Origin of the sequence: Clostridium perfringens ATCC 13124 (assembly GCF_000013285.1) — a bacterium.
GTDB lineage: Bacteria > Bacillota > Clostridia > Clostridiales > Clostridiaceae > Sarcina > Sarcina perfringens.
Genome location: NC_008261.1, coordinates 2,857,004 through 2,869,659, shown reverse-complemented (window position 1 = coordinate 2,869,659; position 12,656 = coordinate 2,857,004). Strand labels below are relative to the sequence as shown.

Below are 12,656 nucleotides of genomic sequence, written 5' to 3'. Positions count from 1 at the left end.
GTAAGTAATTTTATATATAATTACTTACTTAATTTGAAAGTATTTTGTTGTAAAAATTTATATCATCAAGAAGCTTGTCTAGTAATAATTGAATTTTTTTAGAATCCCAATTAGGATTATTGGATATTAAATTTAATGATTTTAGTAAAGGTATAAAAGATAGAGATATATTTATGTTTTCTAAAGTTATATCTTTAATATTATCAGAAATTATATGAGAAGATGATATGTTTAAAATATCGCTGATTTTATGAAGTAATTCTAAGTTAAAGGTATCTGTCTTACCATTTTCTATGTTATTTATTAAACCTGGCGATACATTTAAGAGTTTGGCTAATTCTTGAGTAGAATAGCCTTTTTCTTTACGTTTTGACCTTATTAAATTCCCAGCATTATTTATTAATTTACTCATTAAATACACTCCCAACAACAAATATACATTTACATTATGGACAAGTATTATGAATTGTATAACTTAAAAAAGTAAATTTTCATGCATAAAAGATAATAAGCATATTTGGACCATTTCTGAGTATAAATCACGATTTTGTGATATTAGATTTTCAGTCTTAATTAGATTATGTTTATCAATAAACTTAGATATGTTAACTAGAATAAAATCCTTTATAGTTATTTGTCTTTCAGGAGAATTGTTATTTAATAAAGAATTAAAAGTGTTTAATTTCATTGAAATTAAGTTTTCAACTTTTTGATTTTCTGCCTTGTTTTTATATTTATCTATATCCTTATTAAGACGGTCTATTTCAGCAAGTAAAGATTCTTTTTCATTAAGTAGGTTTTGATTTTCTAAGGAGACTTGATTAAAGTTTTCTTGAAGAACAGCTAATTGGTCTGTAAGCTCTTTGTTGATTAAATTAACTTTCTCAATATTGATAGTTTCATCAATTTCTATAGATTCAGAAGAGTTTTTAATATCAATATATTCATCGATTAATTCATCAGAAATTTCATAGGTTTCATTGAAATTTTCTTTTATTAAAGAGTAAATTTCTTTGTCAGTACAATTATTTAATTTTTTATTTAGAGAGTTATCATTTTTTATTAAAGTGATGAGTGAATCTATATTAAGCTTTTTCTTTTCTTTAAAAGTTTCAAGAGTAGTTTGTTCAAGTTTTACTTCTTCTAAGTTTTCTTTGTTGTAAATGTTTAGTGTTTTCGATTCTTTTATTGAATTAATTTCCTTTCTAATTTGCACAGAAATATTATCAGAAAGATAGAAAGGAAGTTTTTCTTTGTCTCTTAATAAATAGGTTACTTCTTTAGTGGTTTTACATTGTAACAATTTATTATATATATTAACTTCCTCATTTGAAAGAAAATTTATAATTATTATGGCTTTTAAGCAAATAGATATATAGCTTCTACAAGAATTAAAGTTATCTTCAGATAAATTTAAAGATGAAATAATATCAGATTTATTTTCTCTAATAAATTTGTTTATTTCATTTGGTTTTAAATTAATAATTTCTGAAAACTTTTTGTCTTTTAAATATTTTATTACTGAATCAAGATATGGATTTTTACTCATTAAACTTTCCTTTATAATAGTAATATCTATAATATATATGTTTAGTGTTTAATAAATAGTATATAAAAACATAAATGTTTAAATTTGTTATGTCTATTAAAACAATATTTAATATTATTATGATAAAATTAATATAAGATTAAAAATAAAGGAGATTAATTTATGGCAAAGCTTACACTACAAGAATTAGAATCAACACTTTGGCAATGTGCTGATATTCTTAGAGGAGAATTATCAGCTGCTGAGTACAAAGATTATATATTTGGAATGTTATTTTTAAAAAGATTAAATGATGAGTTTGATGAGGAAAGAGAAGAGAGAAGAAAAGAGTTTTTAGAAGATGGATTAGATAAAGAGGAGGTAATAGAACTTTTAGAAGACCCTAGTATTTATGAGACTTTCTTTGTTCCAGAGCAAGCAAGATGGGAGAAACTTAGAAATTTAACTTTAAATATAGGACCAGAATTAGATAAAGCATTTAAAGCTTTAGAAGACGAACCTAAAAACTCAGAATTAGTAGGAGTTTTAAGCACAACTAACTACAACGATAAAGAAAAAGTACCAGATAAAAAATTAGCACAACTTTTAGTTTTATTTAGTACAGTAAACTTAGCAAACTCAAACTTGGCATCAGAAGATATGCTAGGGGATGCTTATCAGTATTTAATAAAACAATTTGCCGACCAAGGTGGTAAGAAAGGGGGAGAATTCTATACTCCTACTGAAGTTGTTAAGGTTATTACAAATATTTTAAAACCACAAGAAGGGGATAGAATATATGACCCAACTTGTGGTTCAGGTGGTATGCTTATTCAAAGTATAGAGTATGTTAAAAAGCATGGTGGAAATCCTAAGAATTTAAGTTTATTTGGTCAAGAAATAAACCTTTCAACTTGGGCAATTTGTAAAATGAATATGCTATTTCATGGGGCAAAGGGAGCAGATATTCAAAAAGGTGATACTATAAGAGAACCAAAACATACAGAAGGTGGAGCATTAAAGGTATTTGATAAGGTATTAGCAAACCCACCATTCTCACTTAAAAACTGGGGAGCAGAAGAAGCTTCATATGATGCTTTTCATAGATTTACTTATGGAATTCCACCAAAGTCATATGGAGATTTAGCTTTTGTTGAACACATGTTAGGAAGTTTAAATATGAAAGGTAAAATGGCATCAGTAGTTCCTCATGGAGTTTTATTTAGAGGGTCAGCTGAAGGAAAGATAAGAAAAGGATTCATAGAAGATGACTTAATAGAGGCGGTAATAGGACTTCCACAGAACTTATTCTATGGAACTGGAATACCAGCAGCTATATTAGTACTTAATAAGGCGAAATCAGAAGAAAGAAAAAATAAAATATTATTTATAGACGGAAGTAATGATTTTGTAAAACAAGGAAACAAAAATAAATTAAGAGAGGAAGATATAGAAAAAATAATAACTGCATTTGATAAGTTTGAAGATGTAGAAAAATATGCAAATGTAATAGATTTAGAAACAATAAAAGAAAATGACTATAACTTAAATATAAGTAGATATGTAGATACAACTGAAGAAGAAGAACCAGTAGATATACAAAAAGTTATAGATGAAATAAAAGAATTAGAAAAAGAAGAAGAGAAAACAAAAGAGAAACTTAATGGATACCTAAAAGAATTAGGATTTGATGTTCTGTAAGGTGGTGAGTTGAGAAGTGAAAAAAGAAGTAAGAGAAGGATATAAGATGACTGAATTAGGTGAGATACCCAATGAATGGGAGGTTTGTCGCATAGATGACTTATGCAAAGTGAATTCTAAATCATTAAATTCTAAGACAGAACCAAATCTAGTTGTTAATTATATAGATATAGAAAGTGTATCAACTGGTAAAATAAATAATATTAAACAAATGATATTTAGTCAAGCACCTAGTAGAGCGAGAAGAGTTGTGAAGAAAAATGATGTTATAATGTCAACAGTAAGACCATATTTAAAAGCTTTTGTAAAGGTTAAGAGTAGTTTGAATAATTTAGTGTGTTCAACTGGATTTGCTGTGTTAGAAGTGAATGAAGGCGTTAATTCGGAATTTGTATATCAATCAATATTAAGTAATTATTTCATAGAACAAATAAAAAATAAAATGGTAGGTTCAAATTATCCAGCGGTAAATTCAGATGATGTTAAAGAAAGTAAGTTGATATTACCAAGTATACAAGAGCAAGAAAAAATTGCTGAAATACTTTCAACTGTAGATGAACAAATAGAAAATACAGAAAAATTAATACAAAAAAATCAAGAACTTAAAAAAGGATTAATGCAACAATTATTGACAAAAGGAATAGGACATACAGAATTTAAGAAAACAGAATTAGGTTATATACCAAAGGAATGGAAAATCATGAAGTTAGGAGAAGTATGTGATTTTAAACAAGGATTCCAAATTCCAAGAAGTGAGCAAATTAATGAAGAAAAAGATGGATATATAAGGTATCTTTATATAACTGATTTCTTTTCAAATAATAACAAGTTATTTATAAAAGGTTCTGATAAATATTATTATATAAAATCAGATGATATTACAATAGCTAACACAGGAAATACTTGTGGTAAAGCATTTAAAGGAGCTGAAGGGATTTTAAGTAATAATATGTTTAAGATATTTAATAATAAAGAAGTTTTGTTGAATGATTTTCTATGGCAATATTTAAATAGTAATTACTATTGGAAAGAGCTTAATAAATATTTTAATACTGCTGGTCAACCACATGTAGGGCATAAAAATATGGCAAATTTAATGATTGCTATTCCTGAATCGTTAAATGAACAAAGTGAAATAGCTTTAATATTATCATCAATAGATAAAAGAATAGAAAAATATGAAAACAAAAAAGAAAAATTAAAAGAATTAAAAAAAGGATTAATGCAGCAATTATTAACAGGATATATAAGGCTTATTTGGAATGATTAATATTTATATGAGAAGTTTTAGAGAAAAGTTTAAGGGAGAACAATAGATGGGATATTATATATTTTTTGATGAATCTGGCAAAATTGATAGGCAAAGAAATAAATATTCATATTATGGAGCACTTGGTATTAAAAAAAGTGAACATAAATTTATGAATGAAACTTTTTTGAAAGAAGAGATAGGTAGAGAATTACATTTTCGAAAGTTTAGTTTACATAATTTAGACAGCTACCTTAATGTTATGAATAAATTGTTAGAAATATCAGTATTTAATATATATTTAGTAAATAATGAAAAAGCACTATGTGTAGCAGATAAATTGAGTATAGATAAATCTAAGTTAAGGGAGTTATTATATATAAAAATTCCTGAAAGACTTATGTATGGAATTTTGAGGCATTTTGATGATTTTTATAATACAAAAATTATTATTGATAAGTGTGATGAATATGATAAGTATAATATAGAATCTAAATTAGAGTATCAATTAAATGCACAGTCTGTATATAGAGATAAAAAATATATAATTAATGAAGTTAAGCAAATGGATTCAAAAGATGATATATGTTTACAAGGTATAGATATTTTAATTGGAATAATATCATTTATAATTGATAAGAAATACTGTTCTTATAGAGAAGACTTAAATGAAAAAGATTTTAATTATATAATGAATATAGCAAATGATGATGAAAAAAAGATAATAGGACAGAGTTATAAAAATAAAAATAAAAATAATGAATATAAATTAAGCATACGTGGAGATGGAGAAAAACTAAAAATATTAAGAGATATATATGATAAATATAAATTTTATACTCAATTATCGATACAGAAATCGGAGTTTATATATAGATTATTAAATAGTGAAAAAAAGCTAAATAGCATATCTAAGATAGGTATATTTATGTGGAATCAAGAAGAAGAGATTTTTATACAAAATATAAATGATTATATTAGTAAATTTATATTGTTTAAATCTCAATTTGATGATTATAATAAGATGAAAATTGTAAAAAAATATAAAGAATCTGAATTAAAAAATAATGAAGAATATGAAGAGCTATTAGGATTTGGAAGAAATTCAAGTATAATAGTACAGAGATATTTAGAAGAATTAGATGTTAATTTTTAATAAAAAATATTGAAAATAGAGTGTCAATGCTGTATAATTGTAAAGACAATAGTAAGTATTAAATATAAATAGCAAAAATAGTTTAATTAGCATATACAATACTATGTTATATTCTCGGGAATTCTCGACTGTATAATTGGATTTAATGCTGAAGTCTCAGGTATTTACTTGACAGATAGGCATTTTTTATAACTAATGTTACCCTGGATTGTTATATTCAGCATAGCATTAGTTTTCTTTATATAAAAATATAATTTATTAATAAGTTTAAAAGTCATAGATTTTTCTATGGCTTTTTGTTATGCAAAGAATTTATTAAATGTAAAATAGTGTATAATAAAGTTGTTATTAATACTAAAGGGGGATGAAGATGTCATACTTAGGTAATGAAGAGACTTTGGTTGAATTACCAGCTGTTGATTATTTAGAGAAAAATTTAGGCTATTCTTTTATTCATGGTAAGGATTTAACTCCTGAAAGTGGGGAAAGAGATTCTTTATCTGATGTTGTTTTGATTAATAGATTAAGGGATGCTTTAAAAAGATTAAATCCATGGATGAATGAAGAAAATTTAGATAGAGCAATTAGATATATTTCTAGAGCAGATAATCTAGGAAGTGGTTTATTAGAGATAAATGAAAAGATATATGATGCATTAGTAGATTTAACTTTTACTGTTGAACAGGATTTATTTGGGAATGGTCAGAAAAAACCACAGACAGTTCATTTTATAGATTGGAATGATGTTGATAATAATGATTTTCTTGTCGTTAGACAGTTTGAAGTTCAAACTCTTTCAGGAAAGTCTATATTTCCTGACATAGTTATTTTTATTAATGGTATTCCAGTAGTTGTTTTAGAAGCTAAATCACCTTTTTTAGAAAAAGGAAACAATGAATGTATTGGAAAAAAACAAGCTTATGAACAGTTAAGAAGATATATGAATGCTAGAGATGAGTCTTTAGGAGAAGGAGCTCCAAAGCTATTCTATACTAACTTTTTTACTGGAATTTTAAATAGATATAATGCTTATGTTGGCACTATAAGTTCAAGTTATAATTACTATTTAGAATGGAAAGACCCATATCCATTTAAGCTTGAAGAAGTTGAAGATTATAAAAATTGTGGACAAAATATACTCTTACAAGGATTTTTAGAAAAGAAAAATCTTTTAGATTTAATGAGAAATTTTATAGTTTTTGAGGCAGAAGATGGAGTTGTAATTAAAAAGGTTTGTAGATATCAACAATTTAGAGCTGTGAACAAAGCTCTTAATAAAATTAAAAATGGAAAAGATAAGATTTCAAGAGGTGGAGTTGTTTGGCATACTCAGGGGTCAGGTAAATCTTTAACTATGGTTTTCTTAGCTAGAAAGATTAAAAGAACACAAGGATTAACAGATTCTACAATAGTTATAGTAACAGATAGAATTGACCTTGATAAGCAAATAGCAGGAACTTTTGAAAGAACTTTAGGTAAAATAACTACTCCTGTTAGAGCTGATACTATTGATAAAATGAAAAAATTATTATCAAATCCTCAACCACAAATTATAATGACTACTATTCAGAAATTTCAAAGTGAAACTGAAGAAAAGGAAGTTATGCTTGATGGAGAAAATTTAACTCAAAAATATGCTGTTGAGTACCCTGTTTTAAGCACAAAACAAAATATTATTGTATTGGCTGATGAGGCTCATAGAAGTCAATATAAGGACACCGCAGCTAATATGAGAAAGGCATTGCCTAATGCTGTTTTTATCGGATTTACAGGTACCCCAATAGATAAAGAGGATAAATCAACACCAAGAACTTTTGGAGGATATATAGATAAATATTCTATTAAACAAGCAGTAGATGATGGTGCTACTGTTAAGATTGTTTATGAAGGTAGAAGACCAGACTTACAAGTAATAGGAGAATCTTTAGAAGAATTATTTGATGAAGCTTTTTCAGATAGAACTGATGAAGAAAAAGAAGCTATTAAACAAAAATATGCCAATAAAAAAACTGTTGTTGAATCAGAAGATAGGATTGATGAAATTGCTAAAGATTTATTAAAACACTATAAAGAACAAATACTTCCTAATGGATTTAAAGCACAGATTGTATGTGTATCAAGAGAAGCTTGTGTAAAATATTATGATGCTTTAAATAGACATATGAAAGAAATATTAGGTGAAGGATTTGAAGCTCAAGTGATATTCTCAGGAGATAATAATGATAAACCTCACTTAAAAAAGCATTTTACTACAAAATCAGAGCAAGAAAAGTTAATAAAAAGATTTAAGAAACCTATAAATAAGGACAAGTTAACATTTTTAATAGTCAAAGATATGTTGTTAACAGGATTTGACGCACCTATTGAACAAGTTATGTATCTTGATAGACCACTAAAAGAACATACTTTACTTCAAGCTATTGCAAGGGTTAATAGAACATCAACAAGAGAAGTTGAGAGACAACTTGAAAATGGAGAAATAGTAAAAGAAAATATTACAAAGCAATGTGGATACATAGTAGATTATTATGGTATTTCAAATTACTTAGAAGATGCTTTAGCTATATTTGATAAAGAAGAGCTGGGTAAACCTATGGAATCTTTAGATGATTTATATAATGAAATGTTATCTTATAGAGAATCTATAATGTCTATGTTTAGAGGTGTGGATAAAAATAATTTAGATGCTCTTGTGAATAAAATTGAGCCAGAAGATAAAAGAGCTGAATTTGAATTAATGTATAGAAAATTCTCAGGGGCAGTTGAAAGTCTTTTACCATCACATGTTGATACAGAAATATTAAATGATTTGAAATGGCTATCATATATTAGAGCAGCTGCTAAAGCTAAGTTTAGTCCAAGTGAATCAATAGATATAGCTGATTGTGGAGAAAAAGTTAGAGAAATAATAGAAACTCATTTAAAATCACTAGGAGTTAGAAGTTGGATTGAACCAATAACATTATTTGAAAAAGATTTTAAAGATAAGATAAACACTCTAAAATCAGATGAAGCTCAAGCATCTGCTATGGAACATGCAATTAAGCATACAATTAATATTAGAAGAAAAGAAAATCCAGTTTATTATGCTTCTCTATTGGAAAGACTTCAAAAGATATTAGATGAAACAAAAAATGATTGGATTGAAAGAAAAATAAGATTAAATAAGTTTATTAAGAATCATGTTGAAGATGGAGCTGCTAATGAGGCTAGTGATTTAGGACTAGATGAGAAAGAGTTTGCGTTCTTTAAAGTAGTAAAAAAATACTTAGAAGATGGTGGAGAAGAATTCATAGCTAAGGAAGAAAAAGCATGTTATATATCAGATGAAACAGTAGAACTTTCAAAGCAAATTGCTAAAGAAGTTAAAGAAATTGCTGAAAATGCAGGAATCGATTGGGTTACAACTCCGTATAAAACTAATAATGTTGAAAGAGAAATAAAGTTAATGCTAATTAGAAAATATGCTAAGAAAATTCCTAGAAATATTAGAGAAAAATTAATGGAACCACTTCTAAATTTAGCCAAGATACATTTTGATATAGTTTAATTATTATATAATTCTAAGCAGAATAATTAAAATCTGAGGTAGAATATGAAAAGTAAAATACAATTTGGAACAAAAGAAATAGAATTCAGAATTGAATTTAGAAATAGAAGAACTATAAGTGTTTCAGTGGAGCCACCTAAAAATATTTTAGTAGTTGCTCCTATGAATACTTCTGAAGATGAAATTAAGGAGATAGTTAAGTCAAAAGGAGCTTGGATAGTACAAAAGCTTTTTGAATTTAGACATATAGAAGAGAAGAAAGTTAAAAGAGAATTCGTTAATGGCGAATCATTCATGTACCTAGGAAGAAACTATTCATTACAAATTCATATAGATAAAACTTTACAGAATAATTCATTTGTAAAATTATTTAGGGGAAAGTTTCATGTTTACGTAAAGGAAAAAAATGATGAAATAATAAAAAAGGCTATGGAAGAATGGTACAGAGAAAAGACTGAGGAACAAGTTGCCAAAAGAATAAAATACTATCAAAAATTTTTTAATAAGAAACCAACAGATATAAAAGTTAAAGAACAAAAGAAAAGATGGGCTAGTTGTACAAGTAAAGACGAATTACTATTTAATTGGAGATGTGTAATGGCTAAATCAACAGCTCTAGACTATATAATTGTCCATGAAATGTGCCATATGTATCATATGAACCATTCTCATGAATTTTGGCAATTATTATCTTCAGTAATGAGTGATTATGAAATTAGAAAAGATTGGCTTAGAGATTATGGAATAAGAATGGATTTATAATAAAATTATAAAATTAATATGAGGTGGTTTGTATGGAGTTAAGTGAAGAGTCAGGAGAAAAATATAAAAAGGTAAATTTGATTTTAGAAGATGATTGCACGATAGAAGTAGAGATAGATAAAAGTATAGCTGAAGAAATAAGAAAGAATAATAAAATTAATAGCGAAAATATTGATTTGAAACTTTCAAAAGTTGAAGATGTATATAGATATTTAATTTATTATAAAAAAAATAAATTATTAAAAAAGGCTTTAAAAAAAGATGGCACTAAATTTAGTGAATCTAAGTATGGAGATAGAAGTACTGGTAGAGATAAAAATAAATATAAATCAATAGTTTTATTGCTTGAGTCTCCTCATTGTGATGAATTTGATTCAAATAACAATCCTATAGCACCTGCTCAAGGTGAAACAGGTAAGCTTATAGATGAAAAAATTTTGAGTGTATTAGATGAGATTTTACGGTTGGATAAAAATACGATTTTGGCTGAAGATGAAAAGCTAAGAGTTATAATAGCTAATCCTATACAGTATCAAACATCATTATACATGTATCATAATAAAAAATTAGAAGATGAGTATCAAACATTAAGAAATAGATGTTGGAGAAAAATTTGGGATGAAAAGAAAATAAAAGATGATTTTGAGAAACGAATTAAACAATATAATCCTGTACTAATAATAAATGCATGTACATACAGCTTGAAAGATAAAGTTACGAAATTTTTAAAAGATAATAAATTTGAAAATGTATATACTTCATATCATCCAAGTTATTGGAAGGGGTTTAATATAAAAAAAGAAGATTGGTTTTAGATAAAGTTTATTATTTTTATAGGTGATTTAGAAAACTTATTAGGTAATTAGATGGTTGTAGTATACAACATCCATTTAATTACCTAAATTTAAAATAAAAATATTATCTATTAAATTTAGAGCTTATTGATTATAAGAATTATAAAAGCTAGTGGCAAATGCCACTAGCTTTCTACATTATTTCGCTTATTTTTCTATATTGTAATCTTGTGGGGTATTTTAAGTAAGATTCAAACTTATAAATATCAACAGGACTAATATTAAGTTCTTTTGATAAATCTTTTTGAGTGTATTTGAAAGCTTTTCGTATGTTTAAAATATCATTTGCATAGTCACCTAAAACAAATAAATAATATTCATCTGCTATTAGTGTGTAAGGAATCATAAATAGCCCACAAAAGGTTTTAAAATGTTTAGGAGAAAGATATCCCTCATCTAGAGTAAATGGATAATGAACATATATAAATATATCTATATTTTCCATATATTCTTCTTCGCTAATATTATAATCAGTTACAAGTTTATAATATTTTTCTTTCATTGATTGCTTTAATTTCTCTTGATATAAGTTAAATTCTATATTCCCAATTACTGGCTGTTGCATTGCACTTTTATTAAGAGTACTGATGTTATATTGAGAGAAATTGAAAAATATATTCCTAAGATGTATAAATGTTTAATGGAGATATATCAACACATTGGAGAAGATGATGAGGAAGAAATAATAAAAGAGCAGTATTCTTTAATTGATGGAATATCTATAGATTTTGGAGTAATGCAAAAAACAAGAAGATCCTTTGTTATAAAATGTGATTTTTCTTGGGATGATATAGGTACTTTCTCAGCTCTAAGTAGATTTTTAGGACCTAATGGAAATAATAGAACTTCAGATAATGTTTTTTTAGAGGAATGTGAGAATTGTTCCGTTTTTGGAAAGGAAAAATTAATAATAGGATTTGGAATAAAAGATCTAGTATTAGTTGATGCAGGAGATGTTATTTTGGTCATGGACAAAGGTAGGGACCAAGAGATTAAGCATCTATTAAATTCTATTAGTGGTAAGAAGGAATTTAAAGAATATCTATAAGTTTATAAACTTATGTAAAAAAAGTCCTATATCATATACTTTAGGTGTATGATATAGGACTTTTTAGTTACTTTTAATATCTATAATTTAGTTAAAAAGACATAAAATTATTTAAAATTTAAATTTAATTAAAATATAACTAATTTTAATCCTTAAAATATGTTATAAAGATATTTTTATGTTATTATAGTAATAATATAAGTTTGAACTTTACGGAGGTATTGTTTTATGAGTGATAGAATTGTAGATTTTAATGAGTTAAAAAATAAGGCAAGAGATAAAGATATAGATAAATTTGAGTCATATATTTATGATTTATATTATTCAGTAGCTCAAGGAAAAATGAGTATGATGGAGCTTTCTAGAGAGATAACTAAATATATGAATGAAAATAATATTTCTCAAGAAAAGTTTTTAAATATTCAAACAGAAATGCTTAAGAGATATGGCTTTGATATGGGTGATATTGAAGGGCAAATGAAAAACTTAGGTATAGATATGAGTAACTTAGGAATTCAAGGTGGAGATTATGAGAATTTAAGAAAAACTTTGAGTTTTCAAGAGAAGTATAAGGGAAAAGTAAAAACATCTACTGTTACTACATATTTTATTAAAAACGAAAAAAATGATATTGAGTTAATTTTAGAAAATAATAAAGTTCTTATAACTAGTCCTAAAAATATAGATCTTCAGGATAGTGAATTAAATGAGTTCTTATGTTCATACAAAAAAACTCTTTCAGATGATCTTTTAGATATAAGAATTTGTGAAAATGTAGGACAATATAATTATTAATTTGTATTTTATA

At 26.0% G+C, this 12,656-nt stretch carries 10 protein-coding genes and 1 pseudogene; 8 read left to right on the top strand and 3 right to left on the bottom strand.

Annotated elements, in window-relative coordinates:
* Positions 1–28: 28 nt before the first annotated feature.
* Together CPF_RS12705 and CPF_RS12700 are read right to left on the bottom strand one after the other, a co-directional pair.
* Positions 29–412, bottom strand: a complete 384-nt coding sequence (locus CPF_RS12705; protein ID WP_011591114.1) for a helix-turn-helix domain-containing protein — start codon at positions 410–412, stop codon at positions 29–31.
* 63 nt (positions 413–475) lie between these two features.
* Positions 476–1,549, bottom strand: coding sequence for a coiled-coil domain-containing protein (locus CPF_RS12700; RefSeq protein WP_011591113.1), 1,074 nt, complete (start codon positions 1,547–1,549; stop codon positions 476–478).
* 162 nt (positions 1,550–1,711) lie between these two features.
* Between CPF_RS12700 and CPF_RS12695 the strand changes: the two genes are divergently transcribed.
* From CPF_RS12695 to CPF_RS12670, 6 genes are all read left to right on the top strand, one after another.
* Positions 1,712–3,229, top strand: a complete 1,518-nt coding sequence (locus CPF_RS12695) for a type I restriction-modification system subunit M (protein ID WP_011591112.1) — start codon at positions 1,712–1,714, stop codon at positions 3,227–3,229.
* A 16-nt stretch (positions 3,230–3,245) separates the two neighbouring features.
* Positions 3,246–4,499, top strand: a complete 1,254-nt coding sequence (locus tag CPF_RS14690) for a restriction endonuclease subunit S (protein ID WP_011591111.1) — start codon at positions 3,246–3,248, stop codon at positions 4,497–4,499.
* 46 nt (positions 4,500–4,545) lie between these two features.
* The gene (locus CPF_RS12685) at positions 4,546–5,634 is read left to right on the top strand and encodes a DUF3800 domain-containing protein (protein WP_011591110.1); all 1,089 of its coding nucleotides are present in this window, start codon (positions 4,546–4,548) and stop codon (positions 5,632–5,634) included.
* 370 nt (positions 5,635–6,004) lie between these two features.
* The gene (locus tag CPF_RS12680; RefSeq protein ID WP_011591109.1) at positions 6,005–9,184 is read left to right on the top strand and encodes a type I restriction endonuclease subunit R; all 3,180 of its coding nucleotides are present in this window, start codon (positions 6,005–6,007) and stop codon (positions 9,182–9,184) included.
* A 45-nt stretch (positions 9,185–9,229) separates the two neighbouring features.
* Positions 9,230–9,946 carry a M48 family metallopeptidase gene (locus tag CPF_RS12675; protein WP_011591108.1) on the top strand — a complete coding sequence of 239 codons (717 nt, stop codon included), beginning with the start codon at positions 9,230–9,232 and terminating at the stop codon, positions 9,944–9,946.
* Between the two features lie 32 nt (positions 9,947–9,978).
* A complete protein-coding gene (locus tag CPF_RS12670; protein ID WP_011591107.1) occupies positions 9,979–10,761 on the top strand; it encodes a hypothetical protein in 783 nt (260 codons plus the stop codon).
* 172 nt (positions 10,762–10,933) lie between these two features.
* On the opposite strand, the gene CPF_RS12665 is transcribed toward CPF_RS12670, so the two are convergent.
* Positions 10,934–11,365, bottom strand: a complete 432-nt coding sequence (locus CPF_RS12665; RefSeq protein ID WP_011591106.1) for a helix-turn-helix domain-containing protein — start codon at positions 11,363–11,365, stop codon at positions 10,934–10,936.
* A gap of 6 nt (positions 11,366–11,371) precedes the next feature.
* On the opposite strand from CPF_RS12665, the pseudogene CPF_RS12660 reads away from it, so the two are divergent.
* Both CPF_RS12660 and CPF_RS12655 read left to right on the top strand, forming a co-directional pair.
* A pseudogene (locus CPF_RS12660) lies at positions 11,372–11,848 on the top strand (mannose-1-phosphate guanylyltransferase); the annotation flags it as partial.
* Between the two features lie 228 nt (positions 11,849–12,076).
* On the top strand, positions 12,077–12,643 hold the full coding sequence (locus CPF_RS12655) for a DUF3867 domain-containing protein (RefSeq protein WP_003454445.1): 567 nt from the start codon (positions 12,077–12,079) through the stop codon (positions 12,641–12,643).
* Positions 12,644–12,656 lie beyond the last annotated feature (13 nt).